Source organism: Pseudomonas sp. stari2, assembly GCF_040760005.1.
Classification (GTDB): Bacteria; Pseudomonadota; Gammaproteobacteria; order Pseudomonadales; family Pseudomonadaceae; genus Aquipseudomonas.
Map to the genome: position 1 here is coordinate 5,148,729 of NZ_CP099760.1, position 23,427 is coordinate 5,172,155.

Genomic DNA, 23,427 nt, shown 5'->3' on the forward strand with positions numbered 1-23,427 from the left:
TTCATCCTGAGGTCGTGCAAAACACCTGACTATCGATAAAAACTCATTGGAGCCATGACGCCGGTGCATGCCTCGTTGCGAGGCATGCGCTGACCTTTTTCGGGCATTCAGAGCGCGCGGATCACGTGCTTGATTTCCTGAAATGCAGCCAGGCCCCACGGCCCCAACTCGCGGCCGATGCTGCTCTGTTTGTAGCCGCCCCACGCGGTCTGCGGAAAGATCACCTGCGGCGCGTTGAGCCACACCAGCCCCGCCTGCAAGGCGTTGGCGACCCGATCCGCCGTCTCGGCATTGCGCGTGACGACACTGGCGACCAGACCGAACTGGCTGTCGTTGGCCAGGGCAATCGCCTCGGCTTCCGAAGCGAAACTGCGCACGCAGATCACCGGGCCGAAGATCTCTTCACACCACAGCGCACTGTCGAGGGGCACTTCGGTGAAGATCGTCGGCTGCAAGAAATAGCCGCGCTGCAGATCGGCGGGACGATTGCCGCCACAGATCAGCTTGGCACCGGCGCTCAGACCACGGTCGATGTGACCGAGCACGCGCTGGTACTGCGCCTGATTGACCAGCGCGCCCATCTCGACTTCCGGGTCGAACGGATCGGCCACACGGATTTTCTCCGCACGGGCCTTCAAGCGGATCAGAAATTCATCGGCCAGTTCATCGGCAACCAGCACCCGGCTGGTGGCCGAGCACATCTGCCCGGCGTTGAAGAAACCGCCACCGCAGGCCAGTTCCACCGCCAGATCGAGGTCGGCATCTTCCAGAATCAGCAACGAGGATTTGCCGCCCAGTTCCAGGCTCACGCCCTTCACGGTTTCAGCGGCGCGCTGCATCACTTGCACACCGACGGCGTTGCTGCCGGTGAAGGAAACCTTGGCGATGCGCGGGTCCGCTGACAGCGGCGCACCGACCGCCAGACCGGTGCCGCACACCAGGTTGAACACGCCTTTTGGCAGACCGGATTCGGCGATGATGGTCGCCAGCTCCAGTTCCGGCAACGGCGTGACTTCAGAAGGTTTGAGCACCACGCAGCAACCGGCGGCCAAGGCCGGGGCGAGTTTCCATGCGGTGGTGACCATCGGGAAATTCCACGGCACGATCAGGCCGACCACACCGCACGGCTCGCGGCGCAGACGTGCGCTGAAGTCGTCGCTCGGCAGCGGCACGTTGCTGTCCTGTTTTGCATCAAGACTTTCGGCGAGTCCGGCGTAGTACTCGAATGTGGCAATCACATCATCGACATCGATGCCCGCTTCAAACTGCGGTTTGCCGTTGTTGCTCGACTGCAGGTTCATCAAGTGATCACGGCCATTACGCACGCCTTCGGCAATCTTGCGCAAAATTGCGCCGCGCTCGGCTCCCGTGGTTTTCGACCAGACCTTGAAGGCTTCGGTCGCCGCCGCTACAGCCTGGTTGACGGCGCTTTCGTCACCGCCATTGACCGTGGTCAGCAGCGCTTCGGTGGCCGGATTGATGACGCGCAGGTGTTCGCGACCGGCGGACCATTGGCCGTTGATGTACAGGCCGTCGAGTGTGGTCGGGAAATTCATCATTTGGCCACCGCCTTCATCCATTGGGTCTGGTCGATTTCGATCAGGGTCGGGCCCTGACGATCGGTGGCGGCGCGCAGTGCACCGCGCAGATGTTCGGCGGAGCTGATCGCTTCCGCCGCGCAACCCAGGGCCTTGGCCACACCGATGAAGTCAGGGGTGTAGATGTCGACGCCCACCGGCTCGATGGCGCGGTTGACCATGTATTTCTTGATCTCTTCGTAACCCTGGTTATTCCACAGCAGGATGATCACAGGCGTGCGCGCCTCCACGGCGCTGGCCAGTTCCGGCAGGGTGAATTGCAGACCGCCGTCGCCGATCAGGCATACCACCGGCGGACGTGCGCCATGTTCGAAGTTGCCGCCAAGCCACGCGCCAATCGCTGCCGGCAAGGCGTAACCGAGGGTGCCGTAACCGGTGGACGAGTTGAACCAGCGGCGCGGGCGCTCCGGGTTGAACGTGAGGTTGCCGGTGTACACCGGTTGCGTGGAGTCGCCGACGAACACGGCGTTCGGCAATTCGTGCAGCACGGTTTCGAGGAACCGGGTCTGAGCCAGGGTCGGCGCATCCCAGGTTGCGGCCAGGTCTTCACGCAGACGCGCAGCGCGTACCTGACCCCAATCGTTGCGGCGTTCGGCCAGCGGTTTGTGCGACAGCGCACTGAGCAGCGCTTGCGCCGCGTTGCGCGAGTCGGCGACCAGCGCCACGTGAGGCGGGTAGTTGCGCACGGTCTGGTCGGGATCGATATCGACGCGCAGCAACTTGCCGGGGATTTCGAAGCCGCCGGCGAAGGTGACGTCGTAGTCGGTTTCCGCCAGCTCGGTGCCGATCGCCAGCACCACGTCGGCATCCGCCACCAGGGCGCGGGTCGCGACCAGGCTCTGGGTCGAACCGATCAACAGCGGATGGCTGGACGGCAACATGCCTTTGGCGTTGATGGTCAGGGCCACCGGTGCGTCGAGCAGCTCGGCCAGTTCGGTGAGTTCGGCAGCCGCGTCAATGGCGCCGCCACCGGCGAGGATCAGCGGACGTTGTGCGCCGGCCAGCAGTTCAGTCATGCGGCTCACGGCGGCCGGCGCGGCACCGGCGCGGTCGATGTTGACCGGCACGCTGGTCAGCAGTTCGTCGGCTTCTTCGACCAGCACGTCCAGCGGAATCTCGATGTGCACAGGACGCGGACGCCCGGCCTGGAACAGCGCAAACGCACGGGCCAGCACGCCCGGCAATTCGGACGCCGACATCAGGGTGTGGGAGAACGCCGCCACGCCGCCGACCAGTGCACTCTGGTTCGGCAGTTCATGCAGCTTGCCGCGACCACCGCCCAGTTGACTGCGCGACTGCACGCTGGAGATCACCAGCATCGGGATCGAATCGGCATAGGCCTGGCCCATCGCCGTGGTGATGTTGGTCATGCCCGGGCCGGTGATGATGAAGCACACACCCGGTTTGCCGCTGGTGCGGGCGTAGCCGTCGGCCATGAAGCCGGCGCCTTGTTCATGCCGGGGGGTGACGTGGTTGATGCTCGAACGGGCCAGCCCGCGATACAACTCCACGGTATGTACCCCGGGAATGCCGAACACCTGCTCGACCCCGTAACCTTCGAGTAACTTGACCAGTACTTCGCCACACGTCGCCATGTCTTTGCCCTTCTTGTTCGTTGAGGCACCGGGCTTTAAAGGAACCGGTGATTGGCCTCATTGAAACGGGCGACCCGTAGCCGCAACAATCGATAAAAGCTCATACTAGCCATGTCCTCACGTCATACCTTGGATCCACATGAAACGACTGCCCCCCCTGCCCGCCCTGCACACGTTTCTGATCACTGCGCAGTGCTGCAACTTCACCCGGGCCGCCGAGCAGTTGCACATCACCCAAGGTGCGGTGAGCCGGCAGATCGCCGGACTTGAGGAGCATCTGGGTTATGAACTGTTCATTCGCCTGGCCCGGGGCCTGGAGCTGACGGCCGAAGGTCGCGAATGGCTGCCACGGGTGCAGCAGGTGTTCAGCCTGATCGGCGATTCGATGGAACAGATCGGCGCCAAGCGCGAAACCCTGCAACTCAAGGCCCCGAGCTGCGTGATGCGCTGGTTGTTGCCGCGCCTGCTGCAATGGCAGCGCGAGCGCCCGGACGTGCCGGTGAAACTCACGGCGTCGTTGCAACACGGCGTGGACTTTCATCGCGAGCAGTTCGACGCGGCGGTGATCTACGGCACCGCGCCTCACGACTCACCCGCGACCCTGCACCTGTTCGATGAACAACTGACGCCGGTCTGTTCGCCGACGCTGCTCAACGGTGGCCCGGCGCTGCACACACCGGCAGACTTGCAACAACACCTGCTGCTGCATCCGACTCACACCGATGACGACTGGACGCTATGGCTTGAAGCCGCCGAACTGCACTTGAGCAACATCAGCAGCGGTCAGCATTTCGAGACGCTGGATCAGGCGATGTCGATGGCGTCCCACGGGACAGGGGTGGCGATTGGTGACTGGTCGTTGATCGGCGATGACTTGAACGCCGGGCGACTGGTGATGCCGTTCGATCTGAAGGTGAAGACGGGATTGGGTTATTACATCGTGGCGCCGGCGTCGGAGCCGTCGGCGAAGTTGCAGGAGTTGATGGGGTGGCTGGTGGAGCAGGCTCATACGCGGTGAGCCTGTTACTGAACGTTCCCACGCAAGGCGTGGGAACGTTTGATCGGGTTACATCAGTAACCGACAGTAAACCGCTGACGCGAATGCTTCGGCGTTTCCACTTCGTCGATCAGCGCAATCGCGTAGTCGGCAAAGCTGATCGAACTCTGGCCTTCGGCGCTCACCAGCAAGTCATCCTTGCCAACGCGGAACTTGCCGGTGCGCTCGCCTTCGACAAACAGCGCCGACGGCGACAGGAACGTCCAGTCCAGCTCCTTCTCCTGACGCAGCGCATCAAGGAACGCCGCACCGGCGCTGGCCTCAGCCTTGTACTCGGCCGGGAAACCGGCGCTGTCGATCACTCGGGTGCCATCCGGCAGCAACAGCGAACCGGCACCGCCGACCACCAGCAGACGTTTCACCCCGGCCTGTTTCACCGGACCGATCAGCGCGCTGGCCGGGACCGTGGCGAAATGCGCGGCGCTGATTACCACATCGTTACCGGCGACTGCGGCTTGCAGCGCGGCGGCATCCAGCACGTCGACGTTCTTGCTGACCACACCGGCACGGGCGCCGATCTTCGAGGTATCCCGGGCGATGGCGGTGACGCTGTGGCCGCGACGCAGGGCTTCTTCCAGCAATTGGCTGCCGGCACGGCCGGTGGCACCAATGATTGCGATCTTGCTCATGACATTCTCCAGTTGGCTTGAGAGTGCTGCGTTTTTCAGAATCGGGTTACCACTTCATCTCGCCCTTGGCGACCTTGGCGCTCAGCTCCAGGGAGCTTTCTTCGCCCAGTTTCGGGTAGCGCTTTTTCATCGCGGCGATCAGTGCGGCAGAGTCCTTGGCCTTGGCGGTTTCTTCGTCGAAGGCCTTGATGTAATCGGCGGTGAACTTCACGGCGGCTAGCGAACGGGCGCTGTCACCCAGGTAGTGGCCCGGCACCACGGTTTTCGGTTTCAGGGTTTCGATCGAGTGCAGTGTTTCGAGCCAGTCGGCGTGAGATTGCGCAGTCTGGGTGTCGGCCATCCACACGTGAATGTTCTCGGCGACAACGACACCGCCAACCACGGCTTTCAACGACGGAATCCACACGAAGCTGCGATCCGGTTGCTTGCCTTCCAGGCCGACCACCTGCAGTTTCTGCCCTTCCAGCATCAGGCTGTCGCCCTTGAGCACGCCCGGCACGATGGTTTTGGCCGGCACGTCGGCGCCCATTTTCGGCCCCCAGAAAGCGAGCTTGCCGTCGACGGTTTGCTTGATGTGATCAACCGTCGGCTGCGAGGCCAGCACCTTGGCATTCGGGAAGGCCTTGGTCAGGGTGTCGAGACCGAAGTAGTAATCCGGGTCACCGTGGCTGATGTAGATGGTGGTCAGTTGCTTGCCGCTGGCGCGGATCTTTTCCACCACTTGCTCGGCCTGGGACTTGCCGAACTGCGCGTCTACCAGAATGGCGTCCTTCTCGCCGCTGACCAGCACCGAAGTCACCGGGAAGATCGCATGGGTGCCCGGGTTGTAGACATCGAGGCTCAGGTTCGCGGCCGCTGCGTGGGCAGCAAAGCCGAGGGTGGCGGTGGCCAGTAAAACGCGCTTGAGAGTGGTGAAGCCGATCATGAGTTGCTCCGCTGTTCGTATGCCGTGCTTGGCGATGGGACAGAGCTTAGTTGCCAGACTCGTTACAAAAAATGCGATGCTTAAACATAGTTTGTTTCTGAAAGCGGGCAAATCATGGATCGTCTTCAAGCAATGCGGGTGTTTGTCACGGTGGTGGATCTGGGCAGCCAGTCAGCGGCGGCCGATCACCTGGACCTGTCGCGGCCAGTGGTGTCGCGGTATCTGGCGGAACTGGAAGACTGGGTCGGCGCGCGCCTGATGCACCGCACCACGCGCAAGTTGAGCCTGACTGCGGCCGGCAACGAAATCCTGCCGCGCTGCCGGCAGATGCTGGAACTGTCGAGCGACATGCAGGCCGCCGTCAGCGAGCCCGACGATGCACCACGGGGTCTGCTGCGAATCAGCGTCAGCACCTCGTTCGGCCAGGCGCAACTGGCCGATGCCATGGCCGCGTTCGTCAAGCGCTACCCGGGCGTCAATATCGACCTGCAAATGCTCGATCGCACGGTAAATCTTGTGAACGAGCGCATCGATCTGGCGATCCGCACCAGCACCGACCTCGATCCCAATCTGATCGCCCGGCGCCTGACGGTGTGCCGCTCTGTGATCTGCGCTGCGCCCGCTTATCTGCGAGATCATCCGCAGCCACTGCGGGTGGAAGATCTGAGCCGACACAACTGCCTGACTCACTCCTACGTCGGCAAGAGCGTGTGGCAATTCGAAGAGGATGGCGAACCGGTATCGGTGGCGGTGCAAGGCAACATCAGCGGCAACGAATCGAGCACTCTGCTGCGTGCGACCCTGGCCGGCGCCGGAGTGTCGATGCTGCCGACCTATCAGGCCGGCGTGCATATCCACAGCGGCGAACTGGTGCGCCTGTTGCCCCACGCCGAACCTCGGCGGATGAACATCTACGCGGTGTACGCCTCACGCAAGCACATGCCGGCGGCACTGCGCAGCATGCTGGATTTCCTGGTACTGCGCTTTCCCGAAAACCCGCAATGGGATGCCGGCTTGTAAACCCGCTCGCACCGCGGCTGGCAACTCCACGGCGCTGACCTATGCTGAAAGTAGTACCCAAGGGTATTCGTTCAGAGGTCAACGCCATGATCATGAGCACCAGAACAAGAAGGTACCTCGCGATTTTCATCACCTGCGCGGCCACGCTGGCGCTGTACGGCACCGCGGCATGGCGCGTGGAGCAGTTGCGGCAACTGCCCCGTGAGTACGCGAGCTGCAACTTCGAGCGCTGCATCCCTCACAACGCCACCCTCAACGCCCTGCGCTGATACAGGACGTCAGGCGTCGTCGTTCTGCTCGGCCTTCAAGCGGTCGCGGAACGCCTTTGGCGAGATCCCCACCCGGCGCCGAAACAGGCGCGTGAAGTTGGTCGGATCGGAAAAACCCAATACCTCGGACATCTCGTAAATCGTCATGCTGGTGTACGTCAGCAGACGCTTGGCTTCCAGCAACTGACGCTCGTGCATGATCTGCAACGCCGGCTGCCCCGCCAGTTCGCGACAGGTGCCGTTGAGGTGCGAGACGGAAATGCCCAGACGATGGGCCAGGTCTTCGACCTTCACATGCTGCCGGTACGTTTCTTCCACCAGTTGAATAAAGCCGTTGAGGTATTCGCGCTGGCGCTGCGGTCTCTGGCTGGCATTGTGGCGCCGGATCGCCTGACGGCTGACCCAGACCATGATCACGCTCACCAGCGAATGCATGAGCATTTCCCGCGCCGGTTGATGGCCGTTGTACTCGGCCTGCAACGCGGCAAACAGACTGTTGAGGTACTCCGCGTCCGGGCCCGCCGGATAGCTTTCAGCCTGGGCCAGGGCCTGCACCGCACTGCCCAGTTGCGCCTGCAAATGGTTGATCAGCGGTGTGGCGAGGGTGACGACGAATCCTTCGACGTCCTCGGAAAAACGGAATCCATGCACCGAAAGTGGCGGCAGGATCTGGATGGCAGCTTCGTTCAGTTGCGTGCGTTGGCCTTCGATTTCAAGCTCTGCCTGACCTTTGAATACGAAGAGCAACTGGCACAAATCGGCGTGGCGGTGGGGTTTGATTTCCCATTGATGTTCGCGGCTGCGTTTGGAAATGGTTTCACAGTGCAGCAAGTCAGGGGTCGGCCAGTCCAGGCTTTCACCGTAGAGCTTGAACACCGGAATCGAAGGCAGGTCAGGCTTGTTCATCACTTCAATCCAGGCCTCGAAGGTTGCGGGCGATAATCGCACCGATTGGCAGAATGTACAGGTATCGGCTCAGTTTTCACCTTCAATTGACAGACCCGCAAGGGAAAAATGCAAGCACTCGAATCCTGAAAATCATTCACCGGCCGTTGTCGTGTGAAGCTTGCGAGTCATAAAAACAATGAAAACGCTGAAAACCCAAGTCGCCATCATTGGCGCCGGTCCGTCCGGATTATTGCTCGGCCAACTGCTGCACAACGCCGGCATCGACACCCTGATCATTGAACGCCAGTCACCTGACTATGTGCTCGGCCGAATTCGCGCCGGTGTCCTTGAACAGGGCATGGTAGAGCTGTTGCGTGAGGCTGGCGTGGGTCAGCGGATGGACGCCGAAGGTCTTGTTCACGGTGGTTTCGAACTGGCCCTGGATGGGCGTCGGGTGCACATCGATCTGCAGGCGTTGACCGGTGGAAAAACCGTAATGGTCTATGGCCAGACCGAGGTCACCCGCGACCTGATGGCCGCTCGTCGGGAGACCGGCGGGAAGACAATCTACGAAGCACGCGATGTCGTTCCCTGTGGCATGAAAAGCGACGAAGCCTTCGTCACGTTTGAAAAGGATGGCGAAAACTGGCGCGTCGATTGCGATTACATCGCCGGTTGCGACGGTTTCCACGGCGTGGCGCGCCAGTCGATTCCTGCCGAATGCCTGAAGATTTTCGAACGCGTCTATCCGTTCGGCTGGCTGGGAATTCTCGCTGACACGCCACCGATTCACGACGAACTGGTCTACGCCCGCCACAAACGCGGCTTCGCCCTGTGCAGCATGCGTTCGGCGACCCGCACCCGCTATTACCTGCAAGTGCCGGCCGAAGAGAACGTCGACAACTGGTCGGATCAGCGCTTCTGGGATGAACTGCGCAATCGTCTGCCGGAGGATCTGGCGCAGAAACTCGTGACCGGTCCTTCGATCGAAAAGAGCATCGCGCCGCTGCGCAGTTTTGTGGTCGAGCCAATGCAGTACGGGCGCATGTTTCTGGTGGGCGACGCGGCGCACATCGTTCCACCGACCGGTGCCAAGGGTTTGAATCTGGCAGCCAGCGATGTCAGCACGCTGTTCAGGATTCTGCTCAAGGTCTACCGCGAGGGTCGCAGGGACTTGCTGGAGAAGTATTCGCAAATCTGCCTGCGTCGGGTGTGGAAAGCCGAGCGGTTTTCCTGGTGGATGACCTCGATGCTGCACCGTTTCGACGAGCACGACGATTTCAGTCAGCGCATCAGCGCCTCGGAACTGGACTACTTTGTCAGTTCAGAAGCGGGACAAAAAACCATTGCAGAAAATTACGTCGGACTTCCTTATGAGGCTATCGAATAGCTTCCTACCGACTTACACTGGCGAGCATCCCCGCTCGCCTGACGATCTGCGGGACCCTCACTGCCCGCAGGTTTTGCCCGTGACCAATCTCAACCATCCCGAAACGCCCAAACCGGCCATTCGCAGCGTGCTGGTCGCGCTGATGATGGCGATATTTCTTGGCGCACTGGACCAGACCATCGTCGCTGTTTCCATGCCGGCCATCTCCGCGCAATTCAAGGACGTCAGCCTGCTGGCCTGGGTGATTTCCGGATACATGGTGGCGATGACCGTGGCGGTGCCGATCTACGGCAAGCTCGGCGATTTGTACGGGCGGCGCAAACTGATGCTGTTCGGCATGGGCCTGTTCACCCTCGCCTCGCTGTTCTGCGGCATGGCCCAAAGCATGGAGCAACTGGTGCTGGCGCGGATCTTTCAGGGCATCGGCGCCGGCGGGATGATTTCGGTGAGCCAGGCGATCATCGGCGACATCGTCCCGCCCCGTGAGCGCGGGCGCTATCAGGGTTACTTCTCCAGCATGTATGCGGTGGCCAGCGTTGCCGGTCCGGTGCTCGGCGGTTACATGACAGAGTATCTGTCATGGCGCTGGGTGTTCCTGATCAACCTGCCGCTGGGCCTCGGCGCGTATTGGGTGGCGCGACGCAACCTGATCGGCCTGCCGATTCCCCAGCGCAAACCGGTCATCGACTACCTCGGCACGCTGCTGATGATCATCGGCCTGACGGCATTGTTGCTGGCGATCACTCAGGTCGGCCAAGGCCACGCATGGCGCAGCAGTGAAGTCCTCGGTCTGTTCGCTTGTGCGGTGGCGGTGCTGGCGGTGTTCGTCTGGCATGAGCGACGTGCCCGGGAGCCGTTGCTGCCAATGCACCTGTTCACCAACCGCAGCGCCCTGCTGTGCTGGTGCACGATTTTCTTCTGCAGCTTTCAGGCGATTTCGTTGATCGTGCTGATGCCGTTGCGCTTCCAGAGCGTGACGGGCGCGGGGGCGGACAGCGCTGCGCTGCACTTGCTGCCACTGGCGATGGGGTTGCCGATCGGCGCGTATTTCGCCGGTCGCCGCACCTCGATTACCGGGCGCTATAAACCACAGATTCTCACCGGCGCATTGCTGATGCCGATCTCGATCCTCGGCATGGCCTTCAGCCCACCGGATGCGACGCTGATCAGCAGTCTGTTCATGTTGCTCAGCGGTATCGCCGGCGGCATGCAATTCCCGACCTCGCTGGTCGGCACGCAGAACTCGGTGGAACAAAAAGACATTGGCGTCGCCACCAGCACCACCAACCTGTTCCGCTCTCTGGGCGGCGCGGTGGGCGTGGCGCTGATGTCGGCGCTGTTGCTGGCGTTGTTACAGGACTCCAGCTTTGCCCATCTGACCGGCGCATCGCTGATCGGCGAGGGTCAATCCGGCAACGTCTTGCTCGATGGCCTGAACGCGGCTCCCGGCGATGCGCAGAATGCCTTGCGTGCCGAGTTGCTGGTGACGTTCCGGCATTTGCTGATGGTCAGCGCCGGGGTGTCGCTGCTCGGGCTGGCGGCGGCGATCGCGATGCCGAACCGCTTGTTGCGCGGACGTGAACACGGCGCACGCTGACCGATGCCGAAGGCTCCCACACCTTGCGTGGGAGCCAAAGCCACAGGGATCAAGCGCTGTAATAACCGACTGCCACCAGATAATCCCCGACCTTCTTCAGGTAGGCATGTTTGTTCTCGACCTTGCCGGTTACCGGGTTTTTCCAGCGGTATTCGTACTCGCCCTCATCCTGTTTGCCGATCAGCGCCAGAATCGGCTCGCCCACCGGTTTGCCTTCCGGGTCCTTGACCTTGGCGAAGTCGGTATTGACCAACCGCAGGTTGGTACCGTGGGCGACGTAGCGCCGCGTCTTCAGGTCCACCACGAAAACGTAAAGGTCATCCTGCAGGTATCCGCCCTTGAGCGAGTTGACCGCCGTCAGCGTGCCTTTTTCGTCCTTGGTCAAATCGGTGGCGGCTTTATCCAGCAGGACTTTCGCCTGCTCCGCCGACGCACGCGGCAAGTAGTAGCCGACCGCCAGAATCCGCTGACCGATGCGCTGATAGAACACATGCTTGCGCTCGACCTTGCCATCGGCCTGATTCTGCCAGCGATACTCGGCCTGCTGGATGCCGTTGCCTTCCGGCACTTTCAGCGCGTCCTTGAACGCTTTCTGCAAATCCGGCCCGAGCACTTCGCTCACGTCCCGGCCGATCAACGCCGAAGACGGCCCGCCGCTGGCGAGCATCACACCCTTGGTATCGACTACGAACACGTAGCGATCCTTGTCGACGAACTCGCCCTGACGGCTGAACGCCGCGAACGCCTTGTCGCCGTTGTCGTGATAGTAGGCCAGAGCCTTTTCCAGCAAGGCGATGGCGGCCTTGCTGTCGTCTTTTTCCGTGGCCGCATTGGCCTGTCCGAAACTCAACAACAGCAGCGCGCCGAGCCAGGCCAGTTTTTGCACAAACCCCATGACGCATCCCTCGTTCTTGTTGGTGTTTCAAGAGCGTAGACGGCCTGGAGGCAGGCATGGATATTCAGAAAGCTTCTGAATGTTGCGATGGGTGTGTGGTGAGGGCGTTCGCGCCCTCGCCACAGAAGGGGCTCACGGCCGGGCGTTGATCTGCTGTTGCAGGTTCTGGATCTGCGCCTGCAGGGTGTTGATGTTGCGGGTCATCTGCCCACGGAACGCATCGAACTCGGCGGTGCTGGAGCCGCCCTGCGCAGTGGCCGGACGGTTGTCCTGCTCGCTCTTGAGCACGACGATTTCCTGTTCCAGACGCTCGATGGCGGCGTTCGACCCACCCTGTTTTTTCAGGGCCGTGATGTCAGCGCCTAGGCTCTTGAACTGCGCATCGAAACCCTTGACCTGTGCATCGAAGCTTTTCAGCTGGGCATCGACTTTGCTGGTGTCGGCCGGCGTACTTTTCAGCGTTGCCAGCTCTGCACTCAAGGCTTTGACCTGGGCCTGCAACTGAGTGTTGGCGTTCTGCTGTTCGGTGGTTTGAGCAGTCATCAGCGCCAGACGCTTGTCCAGATCGGTCGCCTGTCCGGCCACACCCTGCTGCTGTTTGCTCTGGTCCTGGAGTGCGCTTTGCAGCTGTCTGATCTGCAGTTTCAGGGCTTCGCTGTCGGTGTTGACGTTGGTCTGGCTTGCCACGACCTTGCCGGAAATGTCCTGCAAACGCCCCGCGGCTTCTTCACTGATCCGCGCGAAGCTTTCCTGGGTCGCCACCAGTTGCTGCTCCATCAACGAAATCTGCTGGAAGCTCCACCAGGCCAGGCCGATGAAGGCGAAGAACAATGCACCGACCAGCGCCCACAACGGCCCGGTGCTGGCCGACTTGATCTTGACCACTGGCGGTGTGCGCGAATGCACGGAGGTGCGGGCAGTGGTGGGAAAATCGTCGTCATCGAGTGTGTCGGCGCGCAGGCTCGGTACATCGTCGAAATCGTCGTCGTGGGCATCGTTACGCATAGACATTGAGGCAACCTTTGTGAAACCCGGTAATGGCTGAGTGCGGCGCAGTATAAACCTCGCAGCCGCAGGGATTGACCCCCAACCTGCGGCTGGGTTCAGCACTTCGTATCAACGAATGTCCTGGGCCTTCCACCAGCCACAGAACTCATCGAGGGCGGTCCAGAGACTGACTTTCGGATCGTAGTCCAGATAATGCCGGGCGCGGCTGATGTCGAGGGTGAAATTTTTGTTCATCACCTGCATGCCCAGGCGCGACAGGGTCGGTTCGGGACGTCCCGGCCAGAGTTTGCACGCGCCTTCGTTGAGCGCCGCCACACTGTAGGCCAGTCCGTAGGAACGGTACCTGGTGACCTGCGGGACTTCCATTTTTCGCATCACGTAATTGACTACATCCCACAGCGGCACCGGGGCGCCGTTGCTGATGTTGTAGGCCTTGCCCAGCGCCGAGCCAGCCGCCAGAAGGCTGCTCAACAAGGCTTCGTTGAGGTTGTGCACGCTGGTGAAATCGACCTTGTTCAAACCGTTGCCGATGATCGCCAGACGCCCCTGGCGCTGCATCTTCAATAGACGCGGGAAAATGCTCATGTCCCCGGCGCCGATGACGAAACGCGGGCGCAGGGCCAGGGTTTCAAGGCCGAACTCCTGGGCACCGAAGACCTTCTGCTCCGCCAGAAATTTGGTTGCTGCGTAATGATGTTTGAAACGCTTGGGCACTTGCTCTTCGGTCAGGCCGAGGTGGTCGCGACCGTCAAAATAGATCGACGGCGACGACAGATGCACCAGGCGCCGCACCCGTTGTTTGAGACAGGCTTCGACCACGTTTTCGGTGACCTGCACATTGCCTTGATGAAAGTCCTGATAGCGCCCCCACAGCCCGACTGCGCCGGCGCAATGCACCACGGCTTCGACGTCGGTGCAGAGCGCACGCACCAGTTCCGGGTCACTCAGATCACCCTGAACGAACTCGGCGCCGCGACGCACCAGATGCTCGACGCCCTCGGCCCGGCGGCCATTGACCCGCACGTCCAGGCCCTGCTCCAGGGCAAAACGCGCAAAGCGTCCGCCAATGAAGCCGCTTGCGCCGGTGACCAGAATTTTCATGTAGAGCTCCGCTGTCTTTCGTTTTGCCTGATTCGTGAGTCTTGACGCTGGCCATCAGTCCAACGGCACCAGCCATTGTGACGACGAACGCACCAATTGCTCGGTCAACAACCCCAGCAACTGGCCGCCATTGCGCCAATGATGCCAGTACAACGGCACGTCGATCGGTTTATCTGGCAACAGTTCACGCAACACGCCGCGTTCCAGCTGCTCGCGCACCTGCAATTCCGGCACCAGCCCCCAGCCGAGCCCGGCTTCGGTCAGGCGAATAAAACCTTCAGACGACGGGCACAAATGATGTTCGAAACCGCCATCGACGCCGAGGGATGCGAGGTAACGATGCTGCAGAAAATCGTCCGGGCCGAAGACCAGTGCAGGAGTGCGCGGCAATTGTTCGGCACGCACACCATCGGGAAAATGCCGCTCGATGAATGCCGGGCTGGCCAGCGCGCGATAGCGCATCGCCCCGAGCAACACACTGCGGGCGCCCGCCACCGGCCGTTCACTGGCGCAAACGCAGGCTGCCACTTCACCCGCACGCATGCGCTTGAGACCGACGGTCTGGTCCTCGACGATCAGGTCCAGCAACAGATGTTGTTCGGCGCAGAAGTCGCCCACCGCCTCGGCCCACCAGGTGGCGAGGCTGTCGGCATTCAGGGCGATACGCAGCCGTTCCGGCAGGCCCTCTTCGTCCAGCGCCGGCACCAGCGTCTGTAGATCCCGTTCGAGCAGGCGCACCTGCTGCACATGGTTGAGCAGGCGCCGACCGATCTCGGTCGGCGACGGCGGCGTCCCGCGTACCAGCACCGGTTGGCCGACCCGCGCCTCCAGCAGTTTGATCCGCTGGGAAATCGCCGATTGTGAAAGGCCCAGCACCTGCGCCGCCCGTTCAAATCCGGCCTGCTCGACCACGGCGGCCAAGGCGGAAAGCAATTTGTAGTCGAACATCAGTTTTCCTAATGAGCGATCAGCACTATTGGTTTTTCTTATACAGCGTCAACCGGGAGAATAGCCAGCAAGCACTCTTTATCAAGGACCCTCCCCATGGCTGGCGAAACCTCGTTGACCACCCTGCTGCGCAGCATGAGCCCGCAGCTCAATGCCGGCGAATACGTGTTCTGCACCTTGCGCGACGGGCAAATGCCGAGCGGTCTGGAGGTCGTAGGCAGTTTCCGCGAACGGGAAGGCCTGACGGTAATTCTCGAACGGTCCCACGCCGAGCGCGCCGGTTTCAGCTTTGACTATGTCGCCGCGTGGATCACGTTGAACGTGCATTCGGCGCTGGAAGCCGTCGGCCTGACCGCCGCGTTCGCCACCGCACTGGGCAAGGCCGGCATCAGTTGCAACGTGATTGCCGGCTACTACCACGATCATTTGTTCGTCGGTCAGGCCGACGCCGAACGTGCCATGCAAGTGCTGCGCGATCTCGCAGCCAACGCGGAGTAATTGTCATGTGGCAAAGCTATACCAACGGTTTGCTGGTGGCGTTCGGGCTGATCATGGCGATCGGCACCCAGAACGCCTTTGTGCTGGCCCAGAGCCTGCGTCGTGAACATCACCTGCCGGTCGCCGCGCTGTGCGTCGCCTGCGATGCGTTACTTGTGGCGGCAGGCGTGTTCGGCCTGGCCACGGTGCTGGCGCAAAATCCGACGTTGCTGGCGGTTGCCCGCTGGGGCGGTGCAGTGTTCCTGATCTGGTACGGCAGCCAGGCATTGCGCCGGGCGTTCTCTAAACAGAGCCTGCAACAGGGTGAAAACCAGACCGTGCGTTCATTGCGCGCGGTGATGCTCAGCGCACTGGCGGTGACCTTGCTCAACCCGCACGTTTATCTCGACACCGTGCTGCTGATCGGCTCCCTCGGCGCGCAACAATCGGTGCCCGGCGCTTATGTCGTGGGCGCGGCGAGCGCTTCGCTGCTGTGGTTTTTCACTCTGGCGTTTGGCGCAGCATGGCTCGCCCCATGGCTGGCGCGGCCAAGTACCTGGCGAATTCTTGATCTGTTGGTGGCTGTGATGATGTTCACGGTGGCCGGTCAGCTCATTCTGGCCTCGTGATTATTCCAAACAGCTCTGGAACCTCTATCCCACACAGTTGTTGCGTGGTTATGCCGCACCCCCGGTGCTATGATCCGAACCCTGCGCCGCAAAGAGTAAAAACTCGCCGGTGCATTTCTGGCCGCCCGTGATCGGCCTTGCGCTCACCGCAACAGACCTGATTAGGAGAATCATCATGGCTTTCGAATTGCCGCCGCTGCCTTACGCACACGATGCCCTGCAGCCGCACATTTCCAAGGAAACCCTGGAATTCCACCACGACAAGCACCACAACACCTACGTCGTGAACCTGAACAACCTGGTGCCAGGCACCGAGTTCGAAGGCAAGACCCTGGAAGAGATCGTCAAGACTTCCTCGGGCGGCATCTTCAACAACGCCGCTCAGGTCTGGAACCACACCTTCTACTGGAACTGCCTGGCGCCAAACGCCGGTGGTCAACCAACCGGCGCATTGGCTGAAGCCATCAACGCGGCTTTTGGTTCGTTCGACAAGTTCAAGGAAGAGTTCAGCAAAACCTCGATCGGCACCTTCGGTTCCGGCTGGGGCTGGCTGGTGAAAAAGGCTGACGGTTCCCTGGCGCTGGCCAGCACCATCGGCGCCGGCAACCCGCTGACCAGCGGCGACACCCCGCTGCTGACTTGCGACGTCTGGGAACACGCTTACTACATCGACTACCGTAACCTGCGTCCCAAGTACGTCGAGGCGTTCTGGAACCTGGTCAACTGGAAGTTCGTGGCCGAGCAGTTCGAAGGCAAGACCTTCACCGCTTAAGCTGCGTGCCAGACAAAAAACCCGGCTATTGCCGGGTTTTTTATGCCTGCGAAAAGCGCGAGGGCGAATCTCATCGCAAACAGGGCCATTTCCCACACGCAAAGCAGCCCTTGTCCCCTTGCTCCCAAGCCACAGCGGACTAACATCAACAGAGGAAAAATTGTCAGACGCCCCTCAAGTTGGAGAGCAAAACTACCGACACAGTACAACCAGGGCAAATACTCCAGGCAGCCGCATTTCGGCCAAGGCCACGGACAAACTTTCCGCAGTTCGATTGTCCCTTTGACTGCCAACACGGGATTGCCAATACTCATGGCAACTTGACGCTACCCGCACGGAACAAGGAATAACCCTTTGAAGCTGGAACTCAAGAACAGCTTGTCGGTGAAGTTGCTCCGGGTCGTGCTCCTGTCGGCATTGATCGTCGGCGTGGTCTTGAGCTGCGCGCAGATCGTTTTCGATGCTTATAAAACACGCCAGGCTGTCGCCAGCGATGCCGAGCGCATCCTCGACATGTTCCGCGATCCCTCCACCCAGGCTGTCTACAGCCTGGACCGAGAGATGGGCATGCAGGTAATCGAAGGCCTGTTCCAGGATGACGCCGTGCGCCAGGCCTCCATCGGCCATCCCAACGAAGCGATGCTCGCGCAGAAATCCCGCGAACTGCAGCATTCCAACAGCCGCTGGCTGACCGACCTGATCCTCGGCCAGGAGCGCACGTTCACCACCCAGCTGGTGGGACGCGGCCCCTACAGCGAATATTACGGCGACTTGAGCATCACCCTCGACACCGCCACGTATGGCCAGGGTTTTATCGTCAGTTCGGTGATCATCTTCATTTCCGGCGTGCTGCGTGCCCTGGCCATGGGCCTGGTGCTGTATCTGGTCTATCACTGGCTGCTGACCAAGCCGCTGTCGCGGATCATCGAGCACCTCACCGAAATCAACCCGGACCGCCCCAGCGAACACAAGATTCCACAGCTCAAGGGTCACGAGAAAAACGAACTCGGTATCTGGATCAACACCGCCAACCAGTTGCTCGAATCCATCGAACGAAACACCCACCTGCGCCACGAAGCGGAAAACAGTCTGCTGCGCATGGCCCAGTACGACTTCCTCACCGGCCTGCCGAACCGTCAACAACTGCAGCAACAACTGGACAAGATTCTGGTGGATGCCGGCAAGCTTCAGCGACGGGTCGCGGTGTTGTGCGTGGGGCTGGATGACTTCAAAGGCATCAACGAACAATTCAGCTACCAGACCGGCGACCAATTGCTGCTGGCCCTGGCGGATCGACTGCGCGCCCATAGCGGCCGCCTAGGTGCCCTCGCCCGCCTGGGTGGCGACCAGTTCGCCCTGGTGCAGGCCGATATCGAACAACCTTACGAAGCGGCGGAACTGGCGCAAAACATCCTCGATGATCTGGAGGCCGCATTCGCCCTCGATCATCAGGAAATCCGCCTGCGCGCCACCATCGGCATCACCCTGTTCCCGGAGGATGGCGACAGCACCGAGAAGCTGTTGCAGAAAGCCGAGCAGACCATGACCCTGGCCAAGACCCGCTCGCGCAACCGCTATCAGTTCTATATCGCCAGCGTCGACAGCGAAATGCGCCGACGTCGCGAGCTGGAAAAAGACCTGCGTGATGCGCTGTTGCGCGACCAGTTCTACCTCGTCTACCAGCCACAGATCAGCTACCGCGACCACCGTGTGGTCGGCGTTGAGGCGCTGATTCGCTGGCAACATCCGGAACATGGTCTGGTGCCGCCGGACCTGTTCATTCCGCTGGCCGAACAGAACGGCACGATCATCGCCATCGGCGAGTGGGTGCTGGATCAGGCCTGCAAGCAGCTGCGCGAGTGGCACGATCAGGGCTTCGTCGACCTGCGCATGGCGGTTAACCTGTCCACCGTGCAACTGCACCACGCCGAGCTGCCGAGAGTGGTCAACAACCTGTTGCAGATGTACCGCCTGCCACCGCGCAGCCTGGAACTGGAGGTCACCGAAACCGGCCTGATGGAAGACATCAGCACCGCCGCCCAGCACTTGCTGAGCCTGCGCCGCTCCGGCGCACTGATCGCCATCGACGACTTCGGGACCGGCTACTCCTCGCTGAGCTATCTCAAGAGTCTGCCGCTGGACAAGATCAAGATCGACAAGAGCTTCGTCCAGGATCTGCTGGATGACGACGATGACGCGACCATCGTTCGCGCCATCATTCAACTGGGCAAGAGCCTGGGCATGCAGGTGATCGCCGAAGGCGTGGAAACCGCCGAACAGGAGACCTACATCATCTCCGAAGGCTGCCACGAAGGTCAGGGCTATCACTACAGCAAGCCGCTGCCGGCGCGGGAGTTGAGCGCCTATCTCAAGCAGGCGCAACGCAGCAACGCGGCAATTCTCTGAAAACAGCCTGCGAAGCCCGGCAAAGTGCTTGATCCGCCGGGCATGGTGTACGCGGTTGATCCAGCGCAAACCCTGCGCAAATAGGAAATATTTCCAGCTACAACCCTTTACACATAATGCGAAAGATTTGCATTATGTCGCAGCTTTGCGCACCCACGCGCCTGTCCACTCAATTACCGAAGCAGGATGTTCGCCATGATTCGTATGCCTCTGGCTACCGCCAGTCTGCTGGCCATCGCCATTTCCCTCGCCGGTTGCGGCGAAGGTAAAGACAAGGCCGCCGCTCCGGCAGCGCCGACGCCAGCCGCCAGCACCGCCGCGCCAGCGGCTCCTGCCACTGCCGGTAAAGTCGACGAAGCCGCTGCCAAGGCTGTGGTCGCGCACTACGCCGACATGGTCTTCGCCGTTTACAGTGATGCCGAATCCACCGCGAAAACCCTGCAGTCCGCTATCGATGCATTCCTTGCCAAGCCAAACGCCGAGACGTTGAAGGCCGCACGTGAAGCCTGGGTTGCCGCGCGCGTTCCTTACCTGCAGAGCGAAGTGTTCCGCTTCGGCAACACCATCATCGACGACTGGGAAGGTCAGGTTAACTCCTGGCCTCTGGACGAAGGCCTGATCGACTACGTCGACAAATCCTACGAACACGCACTGGGCAACCCAGGCGCCACCGCCAACATCATCGCCAACACCGAAGTACAGGTCGGCGAAGACAAGGTCGACGTCAAGGACATCACTCCGGAAAAACTCGCCAGCCTGAACGAGCTGGGCGGTTCCGAAGCCAACGTTGCCACCGGCTACCACGCCATCGAATTCCTGCTCTGGGGCCAGGACCTGAACGGCACCGGCCCTGGCGCCGGCAACCGTCCGGCGTCGGACTACCTGGAAGGCGCCGGCGCCACGGGCGGTCACAACGATCGTCGTCGTGCCTACCTGAAAGCCGTGACTCAACTGCTGGTCAGCGACCTGGAAGAAATGGTCGGCAACTGGAAGCCGAACGTGGCCGACAACTACCGCGCCACCCTGGAAGCCGAACCGGCTGAAAGCGGCCTGCGCAAAATGCTGTTCGGCATGGGCAGCCTGTCACTGGGCGAGCTGGCAGGCGAGCGCATGAAAGTGTCCCTGGAAGCGAACTCCCCGGAAGACGAACAGGACTGTTTCAGCGACAACACCCACAACTCGCACTTCTACGATGCCAAGGGTATTCGTAACGTTTACCTGGGCGAGTACACCCGCGTCGACGGCACCAAAATGACCGGCGCCAGCCTGTCGTCGCTGGTAGCCAAGGTTGATCCGGCTGCCGACACCGCCCTGAAAGCCGATCTGGCCGCTACCGAGGCCAAGATCCAAGTCATGGTCGATCACGCCAACAAGGGTGAGCACTACGACCAGTTGATCGCCGCCGGCAACACCGCCGGCAACCAGATCGTCCGTGACGCCATCGCCTCGCTGGTCAAGCAGACCGGTTCGATCGAAGCCGCTGCCGGCAAACTGGGCATCAGCGACCTGAACCCGGACAACGCTGATCACGAGTTCTGATCATCGCTGTCTGACTGAACAAGGCGACCTTCGGGCCGCCTTGTTCGTTTCGGCCGGCCTGACTTGTATCAAGCAAACGATAATTCCTCTTATTCAAACCCCCTCGCCCTGTTAGACTTTGCGCCTTTATTTTTGCCCGTCCGCAGGAAGTCTGATGCCGTCGCTGCCTCTTCGCTTGTCCGCACTGTTTCTGGCCCTTGGCTTGAGTGCCTGCGATGACGCCCCGCGCTTCACCAAGGCCGAGCCCGGCGAAGCCCGCTCCGGCGGCGCCACGACCGTACGCAAGACCGATCAGAATTCATTTTCCCTGCCCTCGGCCAACCTGCCACCTTCGCGTCGGGTGGATTTCAGCGTCGGCAACAGTTTCTTTCGCAGCCCCTGGGTGATCGCACCGTCGACCACCACCGCCCGCGATGGCCTCGGCCCGTTGTTCAACACCAACGCTTGCCAGGGTTGCCACATCAAGGACGGGCGCGGACATCCGCCGACGCCGGATGCGCCCAACGCCGTGTCGATGCTGGTGCGCCTGTCGATTCCCGATGCGCCGCAGTACGCCAGATTGATCGAGCAGGTCGGCGTCGTGCCGGAGCCGGTCTACGGTGGGCAGTTCCAGGACATGGCCGTGCCCGGCGTTGCACCGGAAGGCAAGGTGCGGGTCGATTACACGCCAGTGCCGGTGCGCTTCAAGGACGGCACCGAAATCGAACTGCGCAAACCGGTTCTGCAAATCACCCAACTCGGCTACGGCCCGATGCACCCGGACACACGTTTCTCCGCACGCGTTGCGCCACCGATGATCGGCCTGGGTCTGCTCGAAGCCATCCCCGAAGAAGCGATCCTCGCCAACGCCGCCGCGCAGGCCAAAGAGAACAACGGCATCAACGGCCGGCCCAACCGGGTCTGGGATGACGCTCAGCAGAAGACGGTCATGGGGCGATTTGGCTGGAAAGCCGGACAACCGAACCTCAATCAACAAAATGTTCACGCGTTTTCTGGTGACATGGGCCTCACCACAAGCCTGAGACCATTTGATGACTGCACCGACGCGCAAATCGCCTGCAAACAGGCGCCGAATGGCAATGGCCCGGACGGCGAACCTGAAGTCAGCGACAACATCCTGCGCCTGGTGCTGTTCTACAGCCGCAACCTCGCTGTTCCCGCACGCCGTGGCGTCAACGATGCTCAGGTGATGGCCGGCAAGAATCTGTTTTTCCAGGCTGGCTGCCAGTCCTGTCACACGCCGAAATACACCACCGCCGCCAACGCGGCCGAACCTGAACTGGCCAATCAAGTGATTCGCCCGTACAGCGATCTGCTGCTGCATGACATGGGCGAAGGCCTGGCCGACAACCGCACCGAATTCCAGGCCAGCGGCCGCGACTGGCGCACCCCGCCGTTGTGGGGCATCGGCCTGACGCAGGCGGTCAGCGGCCACACTCAGTTTCTGCACGACGGCCGAGCCCGCAACCTGCTCGAAGCCGTGCTCTGGCACGGCGGCGAAGCGAAGGCGGCACAGCAACAGGTTTTGTCTTTCAATGCCGAGCAGCGTGCCGCGCTGCTGGCGTTCTTGAATTCACTTTAAACACTTAAAAGAATCGGGAGCCCGACATGTTCCGTCCCAAGCTGTTGTTCACCAGCCTTGCCGCACTGGCCCTCGGCGCCTGCTCGCCGCAGGATCCGCAAGCCGTCACTTCGGCGGCCATCGCCAAATCGGTGATCCTGCCGACCTACACCCGCTGGGTCGAAGCCGACAAGCAACTGGCCGTCAGCGCCCTCGCCTACTGCCAGGGCAAAGAGTCCCTGGACACCGCCCGCACCGACTTCCTGCATGCGCAGAAAGCCTGGGCCGAGCTGCAACCGCTGCTGATCGGCCCGCTGGCCGAGGGCAACCGTTCGTGGCAGGTGCAGTTCTGGCCGGACAAGAAAAACCTGGTCGGCCGTCAGGTCGAGCAACTGGTCACCGCCCAGCCGCAGATCGATGCCGCTGCACTGGCCAAATCCAGCGTCGTGGTCCAGGGCCTGTCGGCATATGAATACATCCTGTTCGACGCCAAGCCTGACGTGGCCAACGACGAACAGAAAGCCAAGTACTGCCCGCTGTTGGTGGCCATCGGCGAGCGCCAGAAACTCCTGGCTGAGGAAATCCTCAGCAGCTGGAACAACACCGACGGCATGCTTGCGCAGATGAGCAAGTTCCCCAACCAGCGCTACGCCGACTCCCACGAAGCAATCGCCGATCTGCTGCGGGTACAGGTCACTGCCCTCGACACCCTGAAGAAAAAACTCGGCACCCCGATGGGCCGTCAGAGCAAAGGCGTGCCGCAACCGTTCCAGGCCGATGCATGGCGCAGCCAGTCGTCTCTGACGGCCATGGAAGCCAGCCTGGCCGCCGCCAAGACCGTTTGGGAAGGTGTCGACAACAAAGGCCTGCGCGGCTTGCTGCCGGCCGAGCAGAAACCGTTGGCGGACAAGGTCGACGCGGCGTACGCAGCCTCGCTCAAGCTGTTCGGCAGCACCCAGCGCTCGCTGACCGAAATGCTCGAAGACGACGCCGGTCGCCAGCAACTCAACGACATCTACGACAGCCTCAACGTCGTCCATCGCCTGCACGAAGGCGAACTGGCCAAGGCGCTGGGCATCCAACTGGGCTTCAACGCCAACGACGGTGACTGATGAGGGCAAGT

21 protein-coding genes are annotated in these 23,427 nt (G+C 61.4%); 12 read left to right on the top strand and 9 right to left on the bottom strand.

Annotated features, from left to right (window positions below; all coding sequences use genetic code 11):
* Positions 1-107: 107 nt before the first annotated feature.
* Both NH234_RS23590 and NH234_RS23595 read right to left on the bottom strand, forming a co-directional pair.
* Positions 108-1,556, bottom strand: a complete 1,449-nt coding sequence (locus NH234_RS23590; protein ID WP_170929654.1) for an aldehyde dehydrogenase family protein — start codon at positions 1,554-1,556, stop codon at positions 108-110.
* Entirely contained in the window at positions 1,556-3,193 is a 1,638-nt protein-coding gene (locus NH234_RS23595) for a 5-guanidino-2-oxopentanoate decarboxylase (RefSeq protein ID WP_085730220.1), read from the bottom strand. Before NH234_RS23595 ends, NH234_RS23590 begins: the two co-directional genes overlap by 1 nt.
* A gap of 139 nt (positions 3,194-3,332) precedes the next feature.
* Between NH234_RS23595 and NH234_RS23600 the strand changes: the two genes are divergently transcribed.
* Positions 3,333-4,211, top strand: a complete 879-nt coding sequence (locus NH234_RS23600; protein WP_085709569.1) for a LysR substrate-binding domain-containing protein — start codon at positions 3,333-3,335, stop codon at positions 4,209-4,211.
* A gap of 53 nt (positions 4,212-4,264) precedes the next feature.
* On the opposite strand, the gene NH234_RS23605 is transcribed toward NH234_RS23600, so the two are convergent.
* Complete coding sequence (locus NH234_RS23605; RefSeq protein WP_367254439.1) at positions 4,265-4,879, bottom strand: NAD(P)-dependent oxidoreductase; 615 nt, start codon at positions 4,877-4,879, stop codon at positions 4,265-4,267.
* A gap of 46 nt (positions 4,880-4,925) precedes the next feature.
* Positions 4,926-5,804: an MBL fold metallo-hydrolase gene (locus NH234_RS23610; RefSeq protein WP_367254441.1), complete on the bottom strand. Its 879-nt coding sequence runs from the start codon at positions 5,802-5,804 to the stop codon at positions 4,926-4,928.
* 114 nt (positions 5,805-5,918) lie between these two features.
* On the opposite strand from NH234_RS23610, the gene NH234_RS23615 reads away from it, so the two are divergent.
* A complete protein-coding gene (locus NH234_RS23615) occupies positions 5,919-6,824 on the top strand; it encodes a LysR family transcriptional regulator (protein ID WP_367254442.1) in 906 nt (301 codons plus the stop codon).
* Between the two features lie 41 nt (positions 6,825-6,865).
* On the top strand, positions 6,866-7,093 hold the full coding sequence (locus NH234_RS23620; protein ID WP_085730216.1) for a hypothetical protein: 228 nt from the start codon (positions 6,866-6,868) through the stop codon (positions 7,091-7,093).
* A gap of 9 nt (positions 7,094-7,102) precedes the next feature.
* Here the strand turns inward: NH234_RS23620 and NH234_RS23625 are convergent, their stop codons facing one another.
* A complete protein-coding gene (locus NH234_RS23625; protein WP_282317553.1) occupies positions 7,103-7,999 on the bottom strand; it encodes a helix-turn-helix domain-containing protein in 897 nt (298 codons plus the stop codon).
* A 178-nt stretch (positions 8,000-8,177) separates the two neighbouring features.
* On the opposite strand from NH234_RS23625, the gene pobA reads away from it, so the two are divergent.
* Both pobA and NH234_RS23635 read left to right on the top strand, forming a co-directional pair.
* Entirely contained in the window at positions 8,178-9,371 is a 1,194-nt protein-coding gene (gene pobA, locus NH234_RS23630) for a 4-hydroxybenzoate 3-monooxygenase (protein ID WP_367254443.1), read from the top strand.
* A 79-nt stretch (positions 9,372-9,450) separates the two neighbouring features.
* Positions 9,451-10,968, top strand: a complete 1,518-nt coding sequence (locus NH234_RS23635) for an MDR family MFS transporter (RefSeq protein ID WP_367254444.1) — start codon at positions 9,451-9,453, stop codon at positions 10,966-10,968.
* 49 nt (positions 10,969-11,017) lie between these two features.
* Here the strand turns inward: NH234_RS23635 and NH234_RS23640 are convergent, their stop codons facing one another.
* The 4 genes from NH234_RS23640 to NH234_RS23655 all read right to left on the bottom strand — a co-directional run bounded on the left by NH234_RS23640 (position 11,018) and on the right by NH234_RS23655 (position 14,920).
* Positions 11,018-11,863: a cache domain-containing protein gene (locus NH234_RS23640; protein ID WP_085730212.1), complete on the bottom strand. Its 846-nt coding sequence runs from the start codon at positions 11,861-11,863 to the stop codon at positions 11,018-11,020.
* Positions 11,864-11,995: 132 nt separating this feature from the next.
* Positions 11,996-12,874, bottom strand: a complete 879-nt coding sequence (locus NH234_RS23645) for an ATPase (protein ID WP_367254445.1) — start codon at positions 12,872-12,874, stop codon at positions 11,996-11,998.
* 105 nt (positions 12,875-12,979) lie between these two features.
* The gene (locus NH234_RS23650) at positions 12,980-13,972 is read right to left on the bottom strand and encodes an NAD-dependent epimerase/dehydratase family protein (RefSeq protein WP_367254446.1); all 993 of its coding nucleotides are present in this window, start codon (positions 13,970-13,972) and stop codon (positions 12,980-12,982) included.
* 54 nt (positions 13,973-14,026) lie between these two features.
* Positions 14,027-14,920: a LysR family transcriptional regulator ArgP gene (locus tag NH234_RS23655; protein WP_085730209.1), complete on the bottom strand. Its 894-nt coding sequence runs from the start codon at positions 14,918-14,920 to the stop codon at positions 14,027-14,029.
* A 96-nt stretch (positions 14,921-15,016) separates the two neighbouring features.
* Between NH234_RS23655 and NH234_RS23660 the strand changes: the two genes are divergently transcribed.
* From NH234_RS23660 to NH234_RS23690, 7 genes are all read left to right on the top strand, one after another.
* Entirely contained in the window at positions 15,017-15,418 is a 402-nt protein-coding gene (locus tag NH234_RS23660; protein WP_367254447.1) for an ACT domain-containing protein, read from the top strand.
* A gap of 5 nt (positions 15,419-15,423) precedes the next feature.
* Positions 15,424-16,026, top strand: coding sequence for a LysE/ArgO family amino acid transporter (locus NH234_RS23665; RefSeq protein WP_007953256.1), 603 nt, complete (start codon positions 15,424-15,426; stop codon positions 16,024-16,026).
* Between the two features lie 175 nt (positions 16,027-16,201).
* Entirely contained in the window at positions 16,202-16,798 is a 597-nt protein-coding gene (locus NH234_RS23670) for a Fe-Mn family superoxide dismutase (protein ID WP_003227660.1), read from the top strand.
* A 354-nt stretch (positions 16,799-17,152) separates the two neighbouring features.
* Entirely contained in the window at positions 17,153-19,204 is a 2,052-nt protein-coding gene (locus NH234_RS23675; protein WP_085730207.1) for a bifunctional diguanylate cyclase/phosphodiesterase, read from the top strand.
* 195 nt (positions 19,205-19,399) lie between these two features.
* Positions 19,400-20,743 carry an imelysin family protein gene (locus NH234_RS23680; RefSeq protein WP_085730206.1) on the top strand — a complete coding sequence of 448 codons (1,344 nt, stop codon included), beginning with the start codon at positions 19,400-19,402 and terminating at the stop codon, positions 20,741-20,743.
* 154 nt (positions 20,744-20,897) lie between these two features.
* The gene (locus NH234_RS23685) at positions 20,898-22,325 is read left to right on the top strand and encodes a di-heme oxidoredictase family protein (protein WP_085730205.1); all 1,428 of its coding nucleotides are present in this window, start codon (positions 20,898-20,900) and stop codon (positions 22,323-22,325) included.
* Between the two features lie 26 nt (positions 22,326-22,351).
* Complete coding sequence (locus NH234_RS23690; RefSeq protein WP_367254448.1) at positions 22,352-23,416, top strand: imelysin family protein; 1,065 nt, start codon at positions 22,352-22,354, stop codon at positions 23,414-23,416.
* Positions 23,417-23,427 lie beyond the last annotated feature (11 nt).

Bases quoted from the DNA above. Each gene is read 5' to 3' on its own strand.
- NH234_RS23595 (WP_085730220.1), bottom strand. From the start codon at position 3,193: ATGGCGACGTGTGGCGAAGTACTGGTCAAGTTACTCGAAGGTTACGGG.
- NH234_RS23640 (WP_085730212.1), bottom strand. From the start codon at position 11,863: ATGGGGTTTGTGCAAAAACTGGCCTGGCTCGGCGCGCTGCTGTTGTTG.
- NH234_RS23590 (WP_170929654.1), bottom strand. From the start codon at position 1,556: ATGAATTTCCCGACCACACTCGACGGCCTGTACATCAACGGCCAATGG.
- NH234_RS23690 (WP_367254448.1), top strand. From the start codon at position 22,352: ATGTTCCGTCCCAAGCTGTTGTTCACCAGCCTTGCCGCACTGGCCCTC.
- NH234_RS23685 (WP_085730205.1), top strand. From the start codon at position 20,898: ATGCCGTCGCTGCCTCTTCGCTTGTCCGCACTGTTTCTGGCCCTTGGC.
- NH234_RS23620 (WP_085730216.1), top strand. From the start codon at position 6,866: ATGCTGAAAGTAGTACCCAAGGGTATTCGTTCAGAGGTCAACGCCATG.
- NH234_RS23670 (WP_003227660.1), top strand. From the start codon at position 16,202: ATGGCTTTCGAATTGCCGCCGCTGCCTTACGCACACGATGCCCTGCAG.
- NH234_RS23625 (WP_282317553.1), bottom strand. From the start codon at position 7,999: ATGAACAAGCCTGACCTGCCTTCGATTCCGGTGTTCAAGCTCTACGGT.
- NH234_RS23610 (WP_367254441.1), bottom strand. From the start codon at position 5,804: ATGATCGGCTTCACCACTCTCAAGCGCGTTTTACTGGCCACCGCCACC.
- NH234_RS23660 (WP_367254447.1), top strand. From the start codon at position 15,017: ATGGCTGGCGAAACCTCGTTGACCACCCTGCTGCGCAGCATGAGCCCG.
- NH234_RS23655 (WP_085730209.1), bottom strand. From the start codon at position 14,920: ATGTTCGACTACAAATTGCTTTCCGCCTTGGCCGCCGTGGTCGAGCAG.
- NH234_RS23605 (WP_367254439.1), bottom strand. From the start codon at position 4,879: ATGAGCAAGATCGCAATCATTGGTGCCACCGGCCGTGCCGGCAGCCAA.
- NH234_RS23680 (WP_085730206.1), top strand. From the start codon at position 19,400: ATGATTCGTATGCCTCTGGCTACCGCCAGTCTGCTGGCCATCGCCATT.
- NH234_RS23600 (WP_085709569.1), top strand. From the start codon at position 3,333: ATGAAACGACTGCCCCCCCTGCCCGCCCTGCACACGTTTCTGATCACT.
- NH234_RS23615 (WP_367254442.1), top strand. From the start codon at position 5,919: ATGGATCGTCTTCAAGCAATGCGGGTGTTTGTCACGGTGGTGGATCTG.
- NH234_RS23645 (WP_367254445.1), bottom strand. From the start codon at position 12,874: ATGTCTATGCGTAACGATGCCCACGACGACGATTTCGACGATGTACCG.
- NH234_RS23665 (WP_007953256.1), top strand. From the start codon at position 15,424: ATGTGGCAAAGCTATACCAACGGTTTGCTGGTGGCGTTCGGGCTGATC.
- pobA (WP_367254443.1), top strand. From the start codon at position 8,178: ATGAAAACGCTGAAAACCCAAGTCGCCATCATTGGCGCCGGTCCGTCC.
- NH234_RS23650 (WP_367254446.1), bottom strand. From the start codon at position 13,972: ATGAAAATTCTGGTCACCGGCGCAAGCGGCTTCATTGGCGGACGCTTT.